The sequence below is a fragment of the Prosthecobacter sp. genome, assembly GCF_044232965.1.
Taxonomy (GTDB): domain Bacteria; phylum Verrucomicrobiota; class Verrucomicrobiia; order Verrucomicrobiales; family Verrucomicrobiaceae; genus Prosthecobacter.
The window spans coordinates 1-21,616 of record NZ_JBIIKX010000052.1; the positions used below are offsets into that span (position 1 = coordinate 1).

The window sequence follows — 21,616 nt, forward strand, 5'->3', positions numbered from 1 at the left end:
CCACCAGCGCGTCCCATACCCCGCAGAGGCACCAGCGTCTGAACTGTGAATAGACCGTGCTCCAGAGTCCATAGTGCGCAGGCAGATCTCTCCATGGGTCGCCGGTGCGCAGGATGTGGAAGAAGGCTTCCAGGTGCAGAGGCACGATTTTGGGCCTGCGCCCTCTTCGTCCGGCTCACCGTCGCTGGATTACAGAATGAATGAAGAAGCCCTGTCACGCAGGGCGGTTTGCAGACTCCGGGTCAGTTTGTTGAACATGGCTCCTTCTCAACTCCCGCCCATTCCAGTACCTTGCCAGAAAGGCGTTTTATTTGCGAAGACACCGCCTAATTTCACCGCCCGCTCACCGACACCGCGCCCATCGCAGGCACCATGATTTCATCGCCGGGCTTGAGTGTTGTGCTGGCGTTGAGGCGGTTGATTTCACGAATGCGGTCCGGCGTGGTACTGAACTGTGTGGCGATGCTCTCGATCGTGTCCGAACGATCGACACGGTAGGCGAGGATACCACGATGGCTGTCGTCTGTGCTGGCGGCAGGTTTGGCTGGAGCCGCAGGAGTTGGGGCGGGCGTAGGTGCCGGGGCCAGGCCAGCGGACGGCGGTGGCGCTGCTTCGGAGATGCCGAAGCCGGGCAGCGGCACCGTATCGCTCGATTCACGCGCAGGCGGCGTGGAGCGGGTGGTGGCAGCCACGCTGCTGCTACGACCCGGGATTTTCAGCCTCTGTCCCAAGAAGATCTTGTTCACATCCTTGATGCCGTTGGCGCTGGCGAGCGTGCTGGTGCTCATCTTGTGCTTGATGGCGATTGCCTTGAGGCTGTCTCCCTTCTTCACGGTGTAATAGGTGGAGGAACCGGCCGGAGTGGAAGAGCCGCCAGGTGTTGAGGGCTTGTAGCTGACTTGTGCCGTGGCAGAGCTCAAACGGTGGGGTGAAGGAATGAGCAGCGTCTGACCGACGCGCACTTCCTCCTCGGTCATGCGATTGAGCTGCTGAATCTCGCCCACGCTCACTCGGTGCGTGGAGGCGATGCGCCAGAGCGTGTCTCCGGGCCGGGCAACGTAAGTCGTGTGCGCGGCGAGGTCGGTGCCACCGTCATAGCGGGTGCCGGAGCTTTTGCCGCCGCGCTTGATGCTGCTCACATCGCGTTCCAGCTCACCTAGGCGAAGGTTTTGCACCTTGTCGCTATCACGCAGCTTCGCCACTTGGCTGCTCAGGTCTCCGGTGGGGCCATAGACCTTTGGCGGAGGCGGTGGGCCGGCGGTGGATTTTTTTGAAGAGGATGACGTCTTCGTGTTCGATTTCGTGGCTGTGGGCCTGGAAGTCGTAGTGCGGGGTGCGGTGCCATACCCCGGAGGTGGTGGATAAGTGTAGCCGGGTGGCGGGGGATAAGTGCCTGGGTAGCTGGGATAGGTCGCCGGAGCCTGCACGGCGGCGGCCGACTGGCGCGTGCTCTTCGTGGACGTCTGTTTTGGCGCTCCAGCCGCCGGGTAGCCAGGAGGCGGCGGAGCCGTGTAGGTGTTGGAAACCTGGGCCGAGAGTGGCAGAGCCATTCCCCAAACAACGATGAGGGAACTCAGCACACGTGAGGCGGCGGTAGGCGTCTTCATATGGTTATTGTAGAAAATTCGGTTGTTAATTCAAACAAATATTTTATATAACTGAATATAATTTTGAAATTTCGCCATTTCATCGCCCTAACCGCCCAAACCCTTCTCGCTTTCGCGGCTTTGGCTGGCAGTGTCGCCTCCCTCGTCTGGCTGGAGCGCCAAAATGCCGCCCTCACGGCTCCTGACCTGCCCCGCTGGGACGAAACCGCACCGCTGATCATCGTGGACGCGGGTCACGGCGGTCACGATGGCGGGGCCGTCGCCAACGACATCATTGAAAAAAATCTCGCCCTCGACCTCGCCCGCCGGGTGAAACGCGAGCTCGAAGCCTCTGGCCTGCGCGTGCGCACCACCCGCGACACCGATGTCTTTCTGCCGCTCGAAGACCGCGCCGCCCTCGCTGCGAAGCACCAGGCTGCCGCCTTTGTCAGCGTCCACCTCAACACTGACGGCGCGGGCAGCGACGCTGAGGGCATCGAGACCTACTTTGCCGACTCGGCACCGCTTTCGGCCCGCCAGCTCGCATCCAAACCCGTGAGCAGCGCCGATTTCGCCGCCGCAGTGCAGCGCATGGTCTGCTCGACGACAAAAGCGCAAAATCGCGGCACCAAGGCCCGCAGCTACGCCGTCGTCGCCCAGGCTCCGTGTCCCGCCGTGCTAGTGGAGTGCGGTTTCATCACCAGCGAAAGCGAATCCGCGCAGCTGAAACGTGAGTCCTACCGTGACCAGGTCGCTCAAGGCATCGCCAAGGGCGTGGCGCTGTTTTTGCAGGCGCAGCCAGCGCGGCCGGGCCTCATCGCCACGGCGGTGAAGTGAAATTGCGCGGGACAAACCGCCGCTCCCCGGCGTAAATCCACGCGCCTTGCCTGCTTCTCCCGACAGCACTGTTTCGCCGATACGCCGTGCGCTTTACGCGCTCGTGTTGCTCGCACTTGCCTCGGCGGTGTTTTACGCGCTGTTCTCCAGCGTGGCCTACAAGTGGAACTGGGACGGCGTGTGGCTTTACCGTCAGCAGTTCGGCTACGGCTGGTTCACCACGATGGGCCTCTCGCTCATCGCCATGATCGTCAGCGTCGCGCTCGGCTTTCTGCTCATGTTGGGAAGACGTTCGCCCTGGGAACCGGTGCGCATGTTCTGCGGCGGTGTGGTGGAACTGGTGCGCGGCTCGCCGCTGCTCGTGCAGTTGCTCATCGGCCACTACATCATCGCCAACGCCCTGCGCATCGACCAACCGATCTTCACCGGCATCATCCTGCTTGGCTGCTTTGAAGGCGCGTATCTGGCCGAGATTTTCCGTGGCGCGGTGGAAAGCATCAGCGCCTCGCAGCTTGAGGCCGCGCGCGCCGTCGGTTTCAACAAGGTACAAACCTACCGCTTCGTCATCATCCCGCAGGCCTTGCGCCGCGCCCTGCCTGGAACGACCGGCCAGCTCGTTTCCTTGATCAAAGACTCCTCGCTGCTCTCCGTCATCGGCATCGAGGAACTCGTGCAGAAGGTGAAAATTATGAACGCAGCGACCTACAAGCCGCTGGAGGGCTTCCTGCCGCTCGCAGTGGCATATTTGATCGTCACACTGCCGCTGTCCTACCTCGCACGGCGTCTGGAGAGGAGGTTTGCGTATGAAACTTGAAACGCAGGCCGTGACGAAGCGCTACGGTGCGCACGCCGCGCTCGATGGCGCGTCTTTTGCCACGGGTGATGAAGCGCGCGTCATCGCACTGCTCGGCCCCTCCGGCGGCGGCAAGTCCACACTGCTCCGAGTGCTTGGCAGTCTGCTCGTGCCAGATGAAGGCAGCGTCAGCATCGACGCACGCACGCTGCCGCACGATGAGACTGGTGCATTGATCGAACGCCGCGCCAACGGCTTCGTCTTCCAGGGCTACAACCTCTTCCCGCATCTCACCGCGCTGCAAAACATCACGCTGCCGCTTTGCGAGGTGCATGGCATGTCCGAAACGCAGGCCACGCAGCGTGCGCTGGAATTGCTGCGTCGTCTCGGCCTCGAAGGACACGAATACAAACGCCCCAGCCAGCTCTCCGGTGGCCAGCAGCAGCGTGCTGCCATCGCCCGTGCGCTCGCGCCAAAGCCGCGCCTGCTCCTGCTCGATGAACCCACCTCTGCGCTCGATCCCGTCATGACCGGCGAGGTGCTTGATGTCATCCGCGAACTCGCCGAAGCCGGTCAAAGCATCATCCTCGCCACCCACGAGATCAGCTTCGCTCGCAAAGTCGCCGATTGGGTCGTCTTCCTCGCTTCTGGCAAGGTTCAGGAGTCCTCCTCGGCCTCAGATTTCTTCACCAAGCCGCAAACCGAGCTCGCGCAGCAGTATCTTGAGGGCTTGTCGAAGTATCGGTGAGGCGAAGCAAAGTAGCCGTCAGCGCTCCGCGTGACGAGCTAAGCACTTCGCAATCTCGATAGGTTTCCGAACTTCGTTCACGTCTCGCTCCGGCGGCAGCCCCAAGCTCATCACGCGGAGCGATGATGGCTACTTTCCCAGAGCGCATGCTCGCTGAGCTTCAGGCGCGCCTTCACCGGATTCTGCGCGATGTAATCCAGCAGCCGTCGATGCTGCCCCTCATGCCGCACGAGATGATCAAACGCGTCCTGCTGCCAGAAGCGCCCATGCGTTCCCAGCCTGCGATTGATCTGCGTGCCGGTGTAGTGCTTCCAGGATTCGCATTGTTCCAGCATCGCCGCCTTGTCGGGAAAGCACGCGAGCAAATGCACATGATTGGGCATGATCACAAAGCTGATCATCTCATAACGATCACCATCGAAGTGCCGCAGGCTGTCATGCACGATCCTGGCGATCCCAGGCCGCTGCAGCACGCATTCCCCATGCCCGGCGTCCAGTTCCTCGTGCCAGCGGGTGGTGAAGCGGTCGTGATACTCCACCATCTCGTCCACCGACAGCTCTTGCACGCGTAATTTCCAGCCTTTTACCGTCGGATCAATGCCATGGGCCACCAGCCAGCGATTGCGTTCCGCCCGCCACGCGGCGAGCACATCCTGCGGCATTGAATCCAAGGTGCGCCAGGTGATGAACACCACCGATCCGTCCTGCGCTCAGTGCGGCAGCTTGCGCTGGGTGATCAGCAGGTCGTCATGCGGATTGAAGAAACGCATGAGCAGGACGCTACGCATCAGGCGCGAGCGAAGCGAGCTGAAAGTAGCCGTCATCGCTCCGCGTGACGAGCTGGGCGCTTACGCCTGCATTACCCACATCCGAATTTCGAGGCTGGTGTGTGTCGGCGGCAGCGCTCAGCTCATCTTGCGGAGCAAGATGGCTACTTTGCTGTCGCGTCAAAGCACACGCTTCGGTATGATGCTGCCATCAGATCGAGGCTGAAGTGTGTCTTCACACGCTCCAGCGAAGCCCGGCGCATGCGTGAGCGAAGTTCGTCATCTTCCAGCACTCGCAGCAAAGCGGCTGCCATCGCTTCAACATCACGCGGTGGGGTTGAAAAACCGGTCACGCCGTCTTCGATCTGCTGCATGGCACCACCGACAGCCGTTGCGACCACGGGAAGGCTCGATGCCATTGCTTCGAGCGAGGCATTGGGGCAACCCGCAGGCTCCGAGATCATCGCAAACACACAAACGCTGTCGTGAAACGCAGCGAGATGGCTGATTTCACCGCACCACTCGATGGGCAGGTCTGCGGTGCTTTGCATCAGCGACTTCGCGTAATCTTCCTGCCCCGCGTCTGCGGTTCCGGCGATGCGCAGACGTATTTGCGGCCATTTTGCGTACACGAGGCGGAATGCGGCGATCAAATCCTCCAGACGCTTGTGTGGGTGAATTCGCGCCGCCGTGCCGATCACCCATTTCGCATCTACAGCCTCCGGTTTCGACTCACGCGGCTTCACACCATTCGGAATCAGGCTCGCAGGCCGTTGAAACATCTTTTCCGCGAGTTCGACCTCGCTTGCATGCTTCACGATCACGCCTTTCAGCCGCTGACCATACGATTTGGCGTCCAGGCACGACAAACCGGGGCGTGGATTCGCAAAGTAGCGTTCCAGCGAGGCAAACAACATCTCGCCCGGACTCACATCAAAGATGCGCGTGTCGTGCAGCGCATCTGCGAGCAGCAGTTTGTGCTCGGGAATGACATTCCAGAACAGCACGGCCTCCGGCGGATCATTGGCAATGCTTTCGAGCAATGGCATCAGAGCGCGCATTGCCTCGCCAGGTTCCAGCGCCATCACCGGCACACCGGCTTGGATCAACGCCGTTCGTCCCGGTGTGGCATCATTTGGATTCTCCTGAATCACAACAGCACGCACCGTTTCACCCATCTCGTGGAGCTGGATAAGCAGACGCCGCGCGCTGCTTTGCGCTCCGCCGGTGGAAAAATTGTTCGTCACCAGCAGCAGGCCGCGCTTGGGCTTTGAGGAGCGGCATAGCAGCGAGTGCAGCAGCCAGGCGTGACGTTCGGTCATCACGGGCGTCGTGAAATCGGCGGCGAGAACGCCATCACTGGGTTTCCCGGCCAGTTCGCGAATGGCAGCGGCAAATGCCGACGATTTCGCGTCGGCAGGCACCAGTTTCATCATGCCCGGATGTCGTGCTGCGAGTTCTGCGGCACCGCCAACATCCGTGGCGACCACGGGAACGCCTGCGGCCAGTGCTTCGAGCTGCGCGAGGCTCAAGCCTTCATGGGTGCTCGTTGAGACGAACACATCGGCCTGTGCGAGCAACGCTGAAACGTCTGCAACGGCTCCGAGCCATTCCACGCGCGTTTCCAGACCATTCGCCGCGATCTTGTCGTGGCAGAGGCGCACTTCCACCTGTGCATCGGCATGAATACTGGAGGGTTCTCCCGCGATCTTGAGCGTCGCTCCAGGCAGTTCGGCGAGAACGTCGATCAGCAGTGGCAGGCGTTTTTGCGGACGCGGATTCGCGATGGCGACGAGCGTCAATGCTTCGTTTCGTCGTTCAGGCTTCAGCTCGTTTCGCGAGGCCGTGATGCCGTTCCAGATCGTGCGTGCCGCATGCTGCGGGAATGAAGCCTCAATTTCTCGCGTCACGGCCTGCGAGCAGCCAACCAAGAGCGCGTTTGGCAGCTCATGCAGCCGGTCGATGGCCTCCGGCCAGCTTTGACGCTGGTTGTGAAACGTGACAATCAACGGCATCTCGGGATCGAGTTGAGAAAGAGTTTCGCCATCGACGAGATGAGCGTGAACGGCATCCGCGCCGACGTGACGGGCTGCGCGCATGATGGCTTGGGCGCGGAGCGCTGGATCAGGCGGCAGACGGAGTTGGATCACATCCGCAGGCGCGGCAAACGGCTCACGGGTGGGCGAGCCGAGCGTGAGGAGATGTGAGCTGACTCCAAATCGAGGCAGTTCGTGATGCAGATCGAGCACGAGGCGCTCCGCGCCGCCGCGTTGCAGGCTGGTGATGACTTGCAGCAGTCGTGGCCGGGGATCAAAGCCGACATCCAGGCTGGAATGGCGAATGACACGCCAGCCGCGCTGCAACGCGGCCTCGGCGATTTCATTCAATGAGGTGCCTCGAAGCTCATGCGCCGCGGCTTCGTTCAGCCAGAGGCTGTGAATGAGCGGAAGACGGTCTGCGTGGCGAAACAGGCCGCCGTTGGTCTTCAAGGCGTCTTTCCATTCGCTCGTGGGATGATTCGCATGAAGTGTGGCACCGATCAAAACGAGCGGTTCATCGACTTCGGGGAGGAACGTGGCTTCACGGGGTTTCCAAGCACCGGATTGGACATGCCAGCCAGATTGTGGTCTGCACCTCGCGAAGCGCGCCGAAGGCAATCCTCTGTGCGGCGCTCCGAAAGCTGAATCGGCTTCGGATGGCCGATGAGGCGGTTTGTTTTGTGGAGTTTGTTTTTGAAAAGAGAGACAGGAGACTTCGACGCGCCGCACAGAGGACTGTGCGGACCACTTTGTGCGCCGCAGCAGCCAGGACGGCTCGTTGTCTTTGGCGATGATCCAAACCGGGCCGTCCATGCTCAGTAGGCGGACGGATAACGGGAGGAACTGCTCGATGAGCCGAAGCTGCTGCGATGGCGGTCGTCGTCGAAGCTCGTTCCGCCGGAAATGACGGTGCTGTCCGTGCCTGCGGCTCCGCCGGTGGTCTGGACGCGCACGCTGGAGGGTTTTTTGCTGGTGAAGATGAACTGGCCCTCGGGTCCGGGCGTGAAGGCGATTTCGTCGGCGATCATGCGGCCGGCGACGACGCATTCGTAACGGAGCTGCGAGCCGACGGCTTCGGCGGGGCCGGTGATGTAGAAACCGTCGTCGGTGAGGTTGAAGGCGAAGCGATGGCCGAGAGGGGATGGTTTGGAGGAAAGCATCGCGGCGGCTTCGGGGCCGGTTAATCCAGACGAGATGGCGGTGGGTCGCGCCGCACCGCCGAAGAAGGAGAGCACCTTGCGCACGATCATGAACAGAATGAACAGCGGAATGGCCAGGCTGAACAATCCTCCCAACCAACTGCCGCCGTTCTGCGGTTCGGAAGGTTTGAAATCGTCATGAGAGCCGGGAAATGAAGGCGGCGGTTCCCGGAGCGGTGTTGGAGGGGCTGCGACAGCTCGTTGCTCGATGGAGCAGATGATGCGGAAGCCGTTGTCGGCGTTGCGGCTGCGGGCGTCGTTGCGATAGCGCTCGGCAGAGCGGGAGTGGGACACGTCGCTGAGGATGGAGCCGCCGCGCAACACCTGGCGGGGCTTGTCGGAGAGGTTCTGGTTCGCTTGCAGCGGATCGGTGGCCGCACCGGCAGGGTAGGGGGCATACCAGTCACGGCACCACTGCCAGACGGGGCCGTAGAAGTCGTGGAAGCCCCAGGCGTTGGCTTTTTTCCCGCCGACGGGATGCGTTTGAGACAAACCGTTGCCACGATGCCATGAGATGGCATCGACCGGCGCGGCGTAATGCGCGAGCGTGGTGCCAGCGCGGCAGGCGAACTCCCACTGCGCCTCAGTTGGCAGTTCGCAGAGACGACCGGATTTGGTGGTGAGCCATTTGCAGAACGCGGCGGCATCCAGGGCGGAGACGATCACCACGGGATGATCGTCGGTCTGCTCAAAGCCGGGATTGCGCCAGTTGAAAGGCTTCTGCTGCACCAGTTTGCCATCCACCACGCCGAAGCCGCCGGACTGTCCGATTTCCGCCTCGGTGCGGTAGCGGGTGGATTCGACGAATCGCGCGAACTGACCGCGAGTGACGGGAAACTTGGCCATGTAGAGCGGGCGCGTGATCGTGACACGGCGCTGCGGGCTTTCATCGGGCTCGTGTCCGGCTTCGGTGATGGGCGAGCCTTGCTCAAAGCTGCCGGGCTGGACGAGGAGCATGTCCATCTGGACGCCTGCGCCGAGATCGAGCTGCAGCGAAGGGGTTTGAGCCTGCGCGGAGGTGAGCGCGAGCAGAAGGAGGAGGCGTTTCATGTGGTGCCAGCATGGCAGACAGAGACGCAGGTGGTCAATCTTCAGCGCAGAACAAAAATGACCATGGGCGCTCACTGTGCCAAAGTTAAGCTCGAAGCGGCCATGGTTGTGCAAAGTGGCTAAATAAACCTTTAATTTTTGCCCTCCCCCTGTTTCTGTTCACTTATTTGCTGTTATGAAACGAGATCCTCTTTCAAAACTTCCGACTCAGAACCGGAGAAGGCATCTTTTGGTTCATTTCAATCTTGGTTTATCGGCGGCGTTTTTTTTCTCATGCTGTCTAAGTGCGGGAGCCCTTGAGGCCGGCAAAAGCGGGATGTACCCACTGAAGCGGCCTCGCCGCTGATGAGCCGTGTGAAAGCCGCGCTGGCCGAGCCGGATGAAATGAAGCGCTTGAGGCTGCTGGAGGAGGTGGGTGCGGAGTTAGGCCGAGAGCAGCCATTGGAGGTCAAGAAGATCATCGATCAACTGCCGACGGTGCCTGACAAGAAGGCGCTCAGCGTGGTTTTGACGCGGAAGTGGGCCGTATCACAGCCGAAGGAGGCTTTGGCCGCTGCTTTGAAACTGCCGGCCGGAGTGCTGCGTCGCAGCGCCTGCGGGGCGGCGATTGAGGGGTGGGCGGCCCACGATCCTGCGGCAGCCATGGAATGGGCGGTCATGAAGCTGGCCGGCAGCAATCGCCGGGAGGCGGTGGCGCGTGGCGCGGCGGTGTGGGCGAAGTCTGATCCACTCAAGGTCGCTGAGTGGGCGGTGAAGCATAACTCCCAGGAGCCTGGATCGCCTTCCATTGTGATTGAAGAGGTGATGCGGACTTGGGCGGTGCAAGATCCTCAGAAAGCGGGCGAATGGTCTTTGAAGCTGCCAGCGGGAGACTTTCATGACCTGGCCCTTTCGGCGTTGGTGTTTCGCTGGGCGGATGACAAGCCGGAGCAGGCAGCAGCCTGGCTCACCGAGCATATGGAAAATGACTGGCTGGTGCCCAGGGTGGCAGCCATCTGGGCGGCCACCGCCCCGGCGGAGGCGGCCAACTGGATCATGAAGTCCGGTCTGGATCAGGCGCTGTCTCCGATCATGCTGTCCTGGGCGGATGACGCTCCCGAAGAGGCTTTGCAGTGGTGCAAAGCGAATGTGGCGGGGGACTTGTATGCCGAACTGCGTCATGAAATCCTAGGCACCTGGGCGGCGGACGACGGCATCCGGGCCCTGGAGTGGGTGTTCAATCTGAGTTCTCCCGAGGAAGCCGCTGTGGCTGCCGTCCCCGCCATGGAGGCCTGGCTAGGTGACTCGAAAACCCCGCTGCCCCAGATTTCGGCGTGGGTGTCCGCGCAGAAGACGGGCCTCGTGCGTGGGGTGTGCCTACAAAAGCTGGCGATCGCCCTGGAGCCTGCCTTTCCCGTGCAGGCGATGACGGCGGCGTTAAAAATCCAAGACCGCAAGCTGCTTCAGGAGACGCTGAAAATCGTCTGGACCGCGTGGAGAGAACGTGATGCCCTAGCTGCCCGAACGTGGTTGAACGCACACCCTGAGGCGCAGTCGATGATCATCAAATGATCTTAAAAGACTCCACGCCTGATGGCATGTGCGTTTTAGTTTTCCAAGGCTGAGGAAGGCTCGCCGGGGGCGGTCTGGGTGCCGCCGGTTTGGATGTGATCGACGAGGCGTTTGACGCCGTCGCGGGCGAAGTCGCTGGGAGGGTGCATGCGCTTGGCTTTCAAATACCAGCCGAGGGCGGAGCCGATCTGCTGCTTTTCCTCGTGCTGGCGGCCGTTTTCGATGGCGGTGACGAATTCGCTGGCCTTCACGCCGAGGTCGGCGCGGAGTTTGCTGAGCACGGGGTCGTCCGGGTACTGCTTGGATTCTTTTTCGACCTTTTCCCAGGCGGCGGGAGGGCTGCTGGAGGCGAGTTCCTTGGCACCGCCGATGATGAGCTCCAGGCGGCCCATGTCCTTGAGGACTTTTTCGAGCTGCTCCTTGCGGGCGAGGTCGTCGGCCACGGAGGCGATGAAGGTGGCCTGGTTTTCGAAGATCTGGCGGTAGTTGCGCTGGCTGAGGAGGCGGTCGAACTCCATGAGAGCCTGGGCGCGCATGTCGCTGCCTTTGACGAGATCCCCGCTGAAGCCAGCGAGGTCGGGATTGGTGGGCCAGATCTCGGTGGCGGCCTTCATCTCGGCTTCCAGGGTCTTGGTGTCCTTGTTGGCCATGGCCATGCGGGCTTTGCTGATGTGCAGGGAGCTGACGGCGCGGGCGGTCTGGATGGCGGCGAGGGGCTTGGCGTATTCAAAGTCGTCGGAGAGGCTGCGGAGGTCGGTGACGACCTGTTCGGCGCTGGCGTAGTCCTTCATTTCGAGGAAGGAGAGAAGCTTGTTCTTTTTGCGGACGAAATCGAGCACCTTGGTCTTCTCGCTCATCGGCAGGCGGCGGACGCGCGGCAGGTATTCACCGACGCCGAAGGCTTCGAGCAGGCGGTTGCTGGCGCTGTCCACATCACGACGAGCCACGAGATTTTCAAAGGAGACGAGGGATTCATCGACGCTGCGGATGGCCTCCAAGGAAAGGCCGTCGATCATGCTGATGGTGGGCGGGACGCCGAAGCTGCTGGCGAGCATTTTTTGCACGTCGCTGTCTTTGTCGAGCTGGAGGATGCTCTCGCCGTCCTTGAAGATGTTCGGGTAGAAGCGGCAGGCGATGACGGCGTGCTCAAAGCGGCGCTGAAGGAACATCTGGATGATGAGCGCCTGGAAGGCGGTCTTGCTGGTGATCTCAGAGAGACCGGCGGCGGTTTCATTCAGCTTCATGCGGGCCTCGATCTCGGCGATGCCCTTGATGTAGCCGCTGGTGCGGCCCGTCATGGCGCTGGTGGTCTGGGCGTTTTGACTGCCCTGCGGTTGCTGGCCTCCTTTGGTGCTTCCACCAGCGGCCGCACCAGAGAGCGGAGCGGAGTTCATGGCCAGGTCGGAGTTCCATTCCAGCGTCTTGCGGCGCTCGAGCATGGCCTTGTTGGCGAGTCCAAGATTCTGCTGCTTCTTCTGTGCGAGCCAGACATCGTAGATGGCATTGGCCACGGCGTTGCAGAGGCCGCCGTCGATCTTGTGCATGCCAGCTTCAGGGAGAAGGGCAAAAGCTTTCATCAGCTCCGGTCCCTGCCTCTGCACTTTGGTCACTGGGTCTGGTGCCTGTTTGTGCGTGGGCGCCAGGAGTTCCATCATCTGCGCGATGATGTCACGATAGGCCTGATCCTCGGCGCTTTTGGCCTCGGGTGTGGTGAGGTAGGTCTCAAAGCGCGAGCGCATGACGCGGTTGTTCGTCACGTTCCAGAGCTTGCCGTTGAAGGAGACGTTCTCGCTGCCGGGATCTCCCATCGGCATGTTGCCCAGAGCGGTCTGGGTGTCGGTCTGGCGATCGGAGGCAGTGCCGGGGACGACGTTGTAGTTGTTGTTCGAGGTGGTCGTCGCGGGCTGGCCGCCACCGGGTGCGCCGGGCAGCACCTGGGCGTGGACAAAAGCCAGCGGACAGGCCGCGGCGAGGAGGGCGAGGCAAAACGCGCGTTTCATAAGGATAAGCGGTGACGGTTAGACTTTGAGCAGTTCAAGCACTTCGAGCACGCCATTTTCCTGGACGCGCACTTTGAAAACATAGCGCTGTCCGCGCTGGATGTTCGTGCCGGTGTAGTCTGGCGGTACCCACACTGGAACATAGGAGCTGCCTAAGCCATCGCTCACCTGCACGCTGAAGAGGCGGCCGTCCGTGCCACGCCATTTGTCGAGGCGGTCGTCGACGATGCCCTCGACCTTGTAAACATTGCCGCTGAGCGCGGTGGCATTCTCCAGAAACTCGTTGGTGCTCAAATCCGTGACGCCGGTCATGGGATCAGTGGCACGATTCATGAGGGCGAAACCACCGCCGCCGATGACGGCGAGGATGGCGATCAAACCCAGCCAGTGGGCGGGGCGGACTCCGGATTGGGCGCGTCTAGACATCGGGATTAAAAATTAAGTATGGACGGGGCGCTAAAAAGTCGGCGTTAATCGCTGGCTGTCCAATCCAAGATGGAGCAACCTTCAACTGTGAGTGATTCTGGAAAAACAAGCCTCCGCAGTTACCTGGAGGGCACGCCTGGGGCCGGCTGCGCCAGCGGGTGCATGGTTCATCTGGTGCTGCTGGGTGTGCTGGGTCTGGTGGTGCTGATCTGGGCCATCAGAAACCGGGCGTGGGAATTGGAGGTGACGGTGGAGATGCCTGCGGAGCAAGAGCCTGGGCCCAAGGCGGACATGCAGGAATAAGCCGCCCGTGGGCGCTGCGTTACCTGGATTTTGTCTCGTCCGTCTCTTCGATGTCGAAGAACTTTCCCGCGATCCCCCAGGCCATGTCGCTGCGCGGCAGGATGCCGTCACCGCCCACATAGTAGCGGCTGAAGAGGTAATAATTCTCGCGGTGCAGGCCGCTGCTGGTGCCGGCGGAGAAAATTGAGGCCACCTTCAGGCTGAGCGTGCCGGCGATGCCGTGCTTCTGCTGCATGTGGGCGCGGAACTCGGCCTCGTTTGGATTGGTGAGCGCGAGGACAACGAGCAACGCGATGATGAGAAAAAGAATGAGTCTCATGGTGGTGGAGTGGTGACAGGAGAAGAACTGACGGGGGGAGCCGTTTTTTCATCCGCCCCGGCACGTTTCCACTGAAACGAGCCTGGTGAGGAGCCCGGAACTTCGATCCACTCCCCCGTGTTGGCCTGTTGTGCGCGCAGGCGCCACTGCTCGGACTCGAGCTCGTGCAGCGGGCGGTTGGATTCTTTGGCCTTCTGACGCATGAGCAGCATGCGGTCCTCGTTTTCGGCGGCCACGGCCTTTTTCATCTGCGGTCCCCAATCGCCGGCGGGCACCTCGCGGATTTGCAGCAGACCGCGATGATCTTCTCCGACGAGTTGGTTGTTTTTGAGGGCCTGGATCTCCGCCATGCGGTTGCGCATGCGTGTCGTAGCCTCACTGGCACCTTTCGCCGCCTCCTTGTCGAGCGGCTCGTCGCCACGATACTGATAAATGTCGAGCCGCATGTTCAGGTTCACCTCCAGCGGCTTCGGCGTGGTCAGCGGCACCTCCGGCAGCGTCTTGCATGAAGACATGCACAGGATGGCGGCGAGGGCTGTCAGCAGGCTGGATTTACTCCACAGCATCAGCGGTGTCAGTTTTGCGGGGTTCCTCTTTCCAGCGGTGGTCATAGACGTTGATGTCGAGTTTGCGCGCCCCATGCGGCCCGGTGAGCCGCAGATGTCCGCGGCCCTCTCGTCCGTAGAAGCGTGCTTTGCCATCAATGCTGTCATACTCGAAGTCACGCAGTGTTTCCAGCCCGATGCGGGCGATTTGATCCGCGATGTCCCCTTTCATCACCGGCGGCAGCTCGGAGATCATGTCATTGAGCGCCTGGATGCGGAACTTCCCGCGCGAGCGGTTTTTGAACTCGCCATCGGCTTGATACAGCTCGTTCTTGTTGCCGGTGGCGATGAGTTTGCCCTCAGCGGCGCCTTCCAGCAGCAGGTAGCCGGGAAACAACACCCGTGTCACCGGCCCCAGCTTCACGTCCACGCCCGACACCCAGCCGTCCCAGGTGAACACCTCGTCCAGGTAGATGTTGAACGCGCCGTTCACATAACCGCCGTAAGCCTCGCCGCCGAACGCGCCGTAGATGCCGTTCACGTCGTAGGTGACGCTGAGATGGGCTTTTTCGAGGTGCAGCTCCTTCCAGCGCAGTTGCTGCACCGTGAAGGTCTCCGTCAGGTTGTTGTCCCGGTCCTTCATCGGCAGGTTGAAGCGCACCTGGCCCTTCATGCCGCGAAACTGGATCTTCAGCTCCTCCAGCGTGTAATCATCCGTCGGGATGTCGAACACCGCGTCGAGCTGGCCGCTTTCCAGTTTGGAAGTGAAGCTGAAAGGGAACGGCTTGCTGAAACCCTTCAACGGCACGCCCTTCGGTGCCAGCAGCAGGCGGCCGTCCGTTACCGCCAGCGTGTCCACACGCCAGCCGGGCGCGGCAGGCTTGGGTGGCGGCGGCGGACCGGCGGTGGCATCCGGCTTCGGTGACTCTCCCTTCATGAATTTCCGGTAGCTCTCCACATACCAGAACAAATCCTCGCCCACATAAAGCAGTGGCGAGACGATCTCCACGCGGTCGATGCGGCGGTGCAGCAGCCCGTCCAGGGTGTAGGTCACTTCGATCACATCCATTTCTGCCACGGTGCGCAGCGGCTCATGCGGGGAGGGAATGCGTAGCCGCGTCAGCACGATGCGCTGCGGCTCCACATTCTCCGCCAGGCCGTCGAGATCGAGCGGCGTCTCGTTGGCGCTGAAGGTCACGTCAAAACGCACCGGCGGCAGGCCTGGGGCGATGCTCATGAGCGTGACGCCGAGTTTTTCGACCTCGATTTTTTTCGCCGTCCAGCGTTCGGCGGTCACCTCCATCTTTTTCTCCACCACCGCCGAAGGGCCGTTGAACAAGGTCATGAGCGCGTCCCCGACCTCAATCTGGCCTCCTGCCAGTTTGAGCGACTCCACACGCCGCGTGCGCCACATCTCCGGCAGCGTGGCCACTGCCTCCACGCTCTCCAGGCTCAGCACCGGCAGGTTTGCTCGCTTGGGAATGCGCACACTGAGTCCAGCGACGCGGAGGTGCTGCGTCGCCTCCTCTGTGCTCACTTCAAACCGGGTGGAAGCCTCCACGCGCTCTGCCAGTTGCATCGCCAGGCTCATCGAACCCTCTTGAATGCTGAGATGATCAAACTGCAGCCGCTTCCACACGGGCGCTTCAGCAGGGCTGGGGGGCGGCTTCACCGGCTCAGACACGATCTTGTCAAACCAGGGTCCGTTTTCCGGGGTGAGTTCAAGGTGAGGCTTCTTCATCACCAGCGACTCCACCTGCCAAGCGTCGAGCAGCTTGTCTGGCACCAGCTCCGCTTTGAGCGCCTTCAGTTGGAAGAAGGGCGGGTGTTGGAGGCTGTTTTCCTTTCTTCCCCAGCGCATTGACACTTCCGTGATCTCCAACTGCTGCTTCGCGGCTGATTTCACACCGCTGGGGGTGATCTCCAGCGCCGCAAGCCGTGTATTCCAGCCAAAATGGCCGACCACCGGGCTTAGCTCCGTCGCGGACAGTGCCACCGTGCCCTCCTTCACCTCCAGCGCGTCCACGAGCACTTTCCAGACCGCCTTCGAGGTCGATTCTTCCTTCGGCAGCAGCAAGGCTTCAAGTTTTGGCGTCCAGTGGACCTGTGGCTTCATCAGCAGGCCGTTTTGCACATGCCAGAGACCGGAGGAGTCTTGCGACACCTTCAAATCGACCTTGTCAGCCGTCACCGCACCCGCGTCGTCCGCCAATTGCAGGCGCAGATTTTTCAGGCGCACTTCATGCGTGCCGCCGGCAGTCAATCCAGTGCTCGAAAGGCTGAGATCACGCCCTTCCCACTCCCACTGCATGCCCCCGGTGAGCGGCGGAAGTTGGGCGGCCAGTGCGGGGCTGATCTCCGTCAGCCAGGCCAGATCGATGCTGCCGCCGCGCAGCGATCCATGCTTCAGATCGAGATGATCCTTGCTCATCACCATTTCGAAATGCGCGTCATTGAACACCGGCTTCCCACCCCATTCCGCCTGCCGCAGGTCCGTGACAATGGTTTGAAACGAAGGCGAGTTCAGGCCGCCGATTTCAAGCGCTTCGACCTTCTGCGTCACGAACATGCTGAACAGCGGCTTCCATGCCGCATCACGCACCACCACCTTGGCCTCGGCGAGATCCACGAACTCCAGCCGCCAGCGGCGTGACGCGCCTGCCGCTGCCACTGCTGGCTGAGAGGGCGCGGGTTGAAACCACGCCAGCGGCACGTCCACGGTGGCGCCCTCCACTTTAAAACCGCCGAGATTGCCTGCGCTCAAATCGCGCCAACTCGGTCGCCATTCCAAATGACTCACGCTGGCAACGCGCTGCGCCAGGGGGACATGCAGGGTGCTCACCTCCCGCACATGCAGCGCTCCGTCCTCCCACTCCAGCGCGGTGATCTGCACCCGCACATCGCCACCGAGCCGCAGCAGCACCGCGTTCACGAGCAGCACGCGTTCTTTCCAGGCCCAGAAGCCGAACCCAGCCGCCAGGACGAGGGCGATGACCGTGAGATCAAACAACCAGCGCCACCAGCGGCGGCGTTTGGGTGATGGAGCATCCGGTTTCACGATGGGGCAAGAAAGGCGAAGAAGATGAATGACGAAACCAGAATGGCGAATGACGAATCAAGGAAGGATTCCGAACGCCGAATGATTCGCGACGCCTTTTGAGGCATTGAGGCTTACTTCGTCATTTCTTCCCCGTGATCAGCCGTGCCCCCTGATCCCGCGTGAAATAAGACCAGACCCAGATCAGGAAGACCGAGAGGCGATTGCGGAAGTCCATCAAGAAAACGAGATGGATGAATACCCACGCCAGCCAGGCCAGCGTGCCGCTGAACTTCGCGAAGTTCACGTCCGCCACCGCCCGGTGCCGCCCGATCGTGGCCATGCTGCCACGATTCCAGTAGGCGAAGGGTTTCAACGGCTTTCCCTCGATCTGCGCCAGAATGTTGCGCGCCGCATGCGCTCCTTGCTGCAAAGCCACGGGCGAGACGCCCGGCAGCGGCTTGTTGTCCTTGCCGAGACTCAGCGCGGTGTCTCCGATGACGTAAATGCACGGCGCGTCTGGCAAATTCAGTGCCTCCGTGATCTGGATGCGCCCGGCGCGGTCAAACGTGCCCGGCAGCGACTTCACCAGTGGCGACGCGGCATTCCCCGCAGCCCAGATCACCGTGCGCGCATGGATGAAGCTGTCTTTCGTGCTCACCCCCTCCGCGTTGATGTCCTGCACGCTCACGCCGAGTTGCACCGTCACTTTGAGATGTCGGAGCTGCTCCTCAGCCTTGCGCGAAAGTTCCGCGTCAAACACCGGCAGCACGCGATCCGCCGCATCGAGCAAAATGATCCGCGCTTCACGCGGGTCGATGTGCCTGAAGTCGCGCAGCATCGTCTCCCGGGCGATTTCTGAGATGGCTCCGGCCATTTCCACGCCCGTCGGGCCTGCGCCGACGATGACGAAGGTCATCAGCCGCTCGCGCTCCACCGGATCGCTCGTCACCTCGGCTTTTTCAAACGCCAGCAGCAGGCGGCGGCGGATGTCGAGCGCGTCCTCCAGCGTCTTCAGTCCCGGCGCGAACTGCTCCCACTCCGGGTGGCCGAAATAACTGTGCCGCGCCCCCGTGGCGACAATGAGATAGTCAAACGGCACGCTGCGCTCTCCCGCGAGCACGAGCTTCTTTTCCAGATCAAATCCCGTCACATCCGCCATCAGCACCTCAATGTTTTTGTACTGGCGCAAAATGCCGCGCACCGGCTGCGCGATGTTCGCGGGGGAGAGTCCTGCGGTGGCCACCTGGTAAAGCAGCGGCTGGAACAGGTGATGATTCGTGCGGTCCAGCACCGTGACCTGCACCGGCTTGTCTCCCAGAGCCTTCGCCACTGCCAGTCCGGCGAAGCCTGCGCCGATGATCACCACACGGGGTTGACTGGAAAGGGCAGTGCTCATGGAGGTCATCGTATGCACGATTACGACCAGCAGACACAATCCGGCTGCAATCTCCTCACCAATCGCGACGTTGAACGCGCCCAGCCATGATCCGCCAACTTCTTCTCAGCCTCCTCTGCGTCATCAGCGTTCACGCTGAACTCGCGGGCAAACGTCCGAACATCATCTTCCTGCTCACCGATGACCAGGGCTACGGCGATCTCTCCTCCCACGGCAATCCCATTCTCAAAACGCCGAACCTCGACCGCCTCAACGCCGAGGGCGTGCGCTTTGAGGACTTCTGTGTGAGTCCCACCTGCGCCCCCACACGCTCCGCGTTGCTCACCGGCCGCCATGAATTTAAGAACGGCATCACCCACACCATCCTGGAACGCGAACGCCTCACGCCCAAGGCCACCACGCTGGCGCAAGTGCTCAAGAGCGCGGGCTACACCACCGGCATCTTCGGCAAATGGCATCTCGGGGACGAACCCGAATACTGGCCCAGCGCCCGCGGCTTTGACGAGATGTTCATCCACGGTGCCGGTGGCATCGGGCAAACCTATCCCGGCAGTTGCGGCGATGCGCCGGGAAACAAGTACTTCGACCCCGCCATCCTGCACAACGGCACGTTCGAGAAGACCCAGGGCTACTGCACGGACGTGTTCTTTGCCCAGGCGAAAAAGTGGATCGAGAGCGTGAAGGGCAAGCAGCCCTTCTACTGCCACATCGCCACCAACGCCCCGCACGGCCCCTACATCGCCCGGCCCGAAGACAAGGCGCTCTATGCCGGCAAGGTCGAGGGCGATGACGCCGCCAGCTTCTTCGGCATGCTGCATAACATTGATCAAAATCTCGGCCTCCTGCTCGCCAAGCTGAAGGAATGGGGCATCGAGAACGACACGCTCGTCATCTTCATCAACGACAACGGCGGCACCGCCGGGGTGAAGACCTACAACGCAGGCCTGCGTGCCCAAAAAGGCACGCCCTGGATGGGCGGCATCAAGGCCAGCAGCCTCTGGCGCTGGCCCGGCACGCTCGCCCCTGCCCCGGTGACCCAACTCACCGCCCACATCGACTTCTTCCCCACCCTCGCCGAACTCGCCGGTGCCAAGCTCACGGACGAGGTCAAAACACAAGTCGAAGGCCGCAGCCTTGTTTCCTTGCTCGAAAATCCGCACGCCGCATGGGCCGACCGCCAGCTCTTCACCCACGTCGGCCGCTGGCCGAAGGACGCCGATCCGCAGAAATACCAATTCACCAACTGCAGCGTCCGCACCAGCCGCTGGCACCTCGTCAGCGAAGCGCGTGGCGGCAATCCGAATGCCAAAGCCAAGGCCAAAAACAAGGCCAAGGCTGCTGCCGCGCCGAAACAAACTCCCGGCATCCTCAACGCCGGACCTGAAGCCGTCGCCCAGCCCAAATGGCAGCTCTTCGATCTCCAAACCGACCCCAGCGAGCAAACCGACCTCGCCGCCGCGAATCCCGACGTCGTGAAACAACTCACCACCGCCTACACCCAGTGGTGGGACAGCGTCCAGCCCCTGCTCGTGAACGAAAAAGCCCCACTCGCCGCCGAGAACCCGTTCAAGACGCTTTATCAAAAGCAGTTTGGCGGGAAGTAAGTTGTCATCAGACTCACGCAACGGCGGCACCACTCCAGTGCTATTGGACAGTGGATTTTTACTCCTAGGTAGGTGCAAACCAACATTTTTATTACCTTACTCCAACATAGGAGTGTCTATCGACACCTATGGAAGCTCCAGTCCGCACTATTCGAACAAATCCGTGGATATAAATCTGCTGACAAAGCACACGTTCTGTGAATCATATTTGCACGGATCAACACGCCCACCATGATAACATCAGAACAGCAATCCATGACATTCCGCTGCCGACCTTCACTGAAGGTCATGCTCATTTGCGGCCTTTTTTTCGGTGCTTGTGCCGCCGTGATTGGCCAAAAGGCATCCACGAACACGAAGGGACTCATACTGAATGGGATCATCGAGTTTAGTCCCTCAGGTGCCTCGACCTTCTATTGGGTTCTTACAGCATTATCTATTCTCTTCGTCTTGGTTGCTGGGTGGATGATTGTCACCACATTGGTTCATGGAGTGCCGGACGTTGTCTTGACCAACGAGGCCATTTCATTTCCGGTCGGATTCCCAATCAAGCGACCATTTAGATTGCCCTACGCTGAGATCACCGGCTTGAGCCAGAGCGAGGTGAGCGGACAGCGAATCCTCACGCTTCACACAATCGCTAAGAAGCATCACATAGCACTAAACTGGCTTGGATCGAAGGACGCAGAGGTTGCTTTAACTCGTGAGTTGGCTCAGCAACTTTCCAGAGATAGCGCGGGTTCAGAGGCATGACTTCGCCGACTTCAGGATAACCAAGGAATACTTTTAACCGTTAGCCCACCAACGGGACTACACACCATGCAAGCCAACACCATTCGTATCGTCGTCTTTTTGCTGCTGAGTTCCTTTGCCTCATCGAAGGACGTTACCATCGACGGCGGCTCAGTCGTTTTTAGCATTCCAGGAGAGTTCTCCGAACTCTCGCAAGAAGAAATCAACGTGAAGTATCCCTCAGTTAACGCACCCAAGCAGGTAGTTGGCACAGAAGACAGATCGACAACTATCGCCTATCAACTCCAAGAGCAATCTGTCAAACTATCCGACCTGCCGGATGTACAGGAGGCGTTCACGAAGGTATTCGACCGCATAATTCCAGGGATCGAATGGAAACAGAATGCTCTCGTAGATTTGGCTGGCCAGAAGTGGCTTCTGATGGAGATGACCTCACGAGCGATAGACCAAGATATTCACAACATTGTTCTGATTACTTCGCACAAGGGCAAGATGCTCATGTTCAATTTTAACTCCACGAAGAATGAATTTCCAAAGATGGAGTCTATTCTCCGAGACGGCATCAACACAATCACGCTGAAACCATGAAAGCGCTTAAACTCCAAGGGCGAACAATGGCGCTGCTGGACAACGGGAGGGCGCGTGTTGTCATATCAAAGT

Annotated in this window: 18 protein-coding genes and 1 pseudogene; 8 read left to right on the forward strand and 11 right to left on the reverse strand. The window is 60.8% G+C overall.

What is annotated here, in order from left to right:
* Positions 1-151, reverse strand: a pseudogene (locus tag ACILSI_RS18885) (transposase); the annotation flags it as partial.
* Between the two features lie 181 nt (positions 152-332).
* Entirely contained in the window at positions 333-1,607 is a 1,275-nt protein-coding gene (locus ACILSI_RS18890) for a LysM peptidoglycan-binding domain-containing protein (protein WP_395723465.1), read from the reverse strand.
* A gap of 63 nt (positions 1,608-1,670) precedes the next feature.
* Here ACILSI_RS18890 and ACILSI_RS18895 point away from each other — a divergent pair, with 63 nt between their 5' ends.
* The 3 genes from ACILSI_RS18895 to ACILSI_RS18905 are packed head-to-tail and all read left to right on the forward strand — an operon-like array spanning position 1,671 to position 3,964.
* Positions 1,671-2,423: an N-acetylmuramoyl-L-alanine amidase gene (locus ACILSI_RS18895; protein WP_395723466.1), complete on the forward strand. Its 753-nt coding sequence runs from the start codon at positions 1,671-1,673 to the stop codon at positions 2,421-2,423.
* 46 nt (positions 2,424-2,469) lie between these two features.
* The gene (locus ACILSI_RS18900) at positions 2,470-3,237 is read left to right on the forward strand and encodes an amino acid ABC transporter permease (protein ID WP_395723467.1); all 768 of its coding nucleotides are present in this window, start codon (positions 2,470-2,472) and stop codon (positions 3,235-3,237) included.
* Positions 3,227-3,964: an amino acid ABC transporter ATP-binding protein gene (locus ACILSI_RS18905; protein WP_395723468.1), complete on the forward strand. Its 738-nt coding sequence runs from the start codon at positions 3,227-3,229 to the stop codon at positions 3,962-3,964. The genes ACILSI_RS18900 and ACILSI_RS18905 overlap by 11 nt, the downstream gene beginning before the upstream one ends.
* 110 nt (positions 3,965-4,074) lie before the next feature.
* Here ACILSI_RS18905 and ACILSI_RS18910 read toward each other — a convergent pair whose 3' ends face one another.
* The 3 genes from ACILSI_RS18910 to ACILSI_RS18920 form a co-directional block, all read right to left on the reverse strand.
* A complete protein-coding gene (locus ACILSI_RS18910; RefSeq protein WP_395723469.1) occupies positions 4,075-4,659 on the reverse strand; it encodes a transposase in 585 nt (194 codons plus the stop codon).
* A gap of 236 nt (positions 4,660-4,895) precedes the next feature.
* Positions 4,896-7,274: a glycosyltransferase family 4 protein gene (locus ACILSI_RS18915; RefSeq protein WP_395723470.1), complete on the reverse strand. Its 2,379-nt coding sequence runs from the start codon at positions 7,272-7,274 to the stop codon at positions 4,896-4,898.
* 311 nt (positions 7,275-7,585) lie between these two features.
* Entirely contained in the window at positions 7,586-9,019 is a 1,434-nt protein-coding gene (locus ACILSI_RS18920; protein ID WP_395723471.1) for a formylglycine-generating enzyme family protein, read from the reverse strand.
* Positions 9,020-9,364: 345 nt separating this feature from the next.
* On the opposite strand from ACILSI_RS18920, the gene ACILSI_RS18925 reads away from it, so the two are divergent.
* Complete coding sequence (locus ACILSI_RS18925; RefSeq protein WP_395723472.1) at positions 9,365-10,570, forward strand: hypothetical protein; 1,206 nt, start codon at positions 9,365-9,367, stop codon at positions 10,568-10,570.
* A 35-nt stretch (positions 10,571-10,605) separates the two neighbouring features.
* Here ACILSI_RS18925 and ACILSI_RS18930 read toward each other — a convergent pair whose 3' ends face one another.
* Together ACILSI_RS18930 and ACILSI_RS18935 are read right to left on the reverse strand one after the other, a co-directional pair.
* A complete protein-coding gene (locus tag ACILSI_RS18930) occupies positions 10,606-12,570 on the reverse strand; it encodes a hypothetical protein (protein ID WP_395723473.1) in 1,965 nt (654 codons plus the stop codon).
* A gap of 18 nt (positions 12,571-12,588) precedes the next feature.
* Positions 12,589-12,996, reverse strand: coding sequence for a hypothetical protein (locus tag ACILSI_RS18935; RefSeq protein WP_395723474.1), 408 nt, complete (start codon positions 12,994-12,996; stop codon positions 12,589-12,591).
* A 162-nt stretch (positions 12,997-13,158) separates the two neighbouring features.
* Here ACILSI_RS18935 and ACILSI_RS18940 point away from each other — a divergent pair, with 162 nt between their 5' ends.
* Positions 13,159-13,299: a hypothetical protein gene (locus ACILSI_RS18940; RefSeq protein WP_395723475.1), complete on the forward strand. Its 141-nt coding sequence runs from the start codon at positions 13,159-13,161 to the stop codon at positions 13,297-13,299.
* A gap of 19 nt (positions 13,300-13,318) precedes the next feature.
* On the opposite strand, the gene ACILSI_RS18945 is transcribed toward ACILSI_RS18940, so the two are convergent.
* The 4 genes from ACILSI_RS18945 to ACILSI_RS18960 all read right to left on the reverse strand — a co-directional run bounded on the left by ACILSI_RS18945 (position 13,319) and on the right by ACILSI_RS18960 (position 18,599).
* On the reverse strand, positions 13,319-13,618 hold the full coding sequence (locus ACILSI_RS18945; RefSeq protein ID WP_395723476.1) for a hypothetical protein: 300 nt from the start codon (positions 13,616-13,618) through the stop codon (positions 13,319-13,321).
* On the reverse strand, positions 13,615-14,184 hold the full coding sequence (locus ACILSI_RS18950) for a DUF1318 domain-containing protein (protein WP_395723477.1): 570 nt from the start codon (positions 14,182-14,184) through the stop codon (positions 13,615-13,617). Before ACILSI_RS18950 ends, ACILSI_RS18945 begins: the two co-directional genes overlap by 4 nt.
* On the reverse strand, positions 14,171-17,221 hold the full coding sequence (locus tag ACILSI_RS18955) for a hypothetical protein (RefSeq protein ID WP_395723478.1): 3,051 nt from the start codon (positions 17,219-17,221) through the stop codon (positions 14,171-14,173). Before ACILSI_RS18955 ends, ACILSI_RS18950 begins: the two co-directional genes overlap by 14 nt.
* Positions 17,222-17,342: 121 nt before the next feature.
* The gene (locus tag ACILSI_RS18960; protein ID WP_395723479.1) at positions 17,343-18,599 is read right to left on the reverse strand and encodes an NAD(P)/FAD-dependent oxidoreductase; all 1,257 of its coding nucleotides are present in this window, start codon (positions 18,597-18,599) and stop codon (positions 17,343-17,345) included.
* An 86-nt stretch (positions 18,600-18,685) separates the two neighbouring features.
* On the opposite strand from ACILSI_RS18960, the gene ACILSI_RS18965 reads away from it, so the two are divergent.
* From ACILSI_RS18965 to ACILSI_RS18975, 3 genes are all read left to right on the forward strand, one after another.
* On the forward strand, positions 18,686-20,203 hold the full coding sequence (locus ACILSI_RS18965) for an arylsulfatase (protein ID WP_395723480.1): 1,518 nt from the start codon (positions 18,686-18,688) through the stop codon (positions 20,201-20,203).
* Between the two features lie 231 nt (positions 20,204-20,434).
* Positions 20,435-20,956 carry a hypothetical protein gene (locus ACILSI_RS18970; protein ID WP_395723481.1) on the forward strand — a complete coding sequence of 174 codons (522 nt, stop codon included), beginning with the start codon at positions 20,435-20,437 and terminating at the stop codon, positions 20,954-20,956.
* A gap of 66 nt (positions 20,957-21,022) precedes the next feature.
* Positions 21,023-21,544 carry a hypothetical protein gene (locus ACILSI_RS18975; protein WP_395723482.1) on the forward strand — a complete coding sequence of 174 codons (522 nt, stop codon included), beginning with the start codon at positions 21,023-21,025 and terminating at the stop codon, positions 21,542-21,544.
* Positions 21,545-21,616 lie beyond the last annotated feature (72 nt).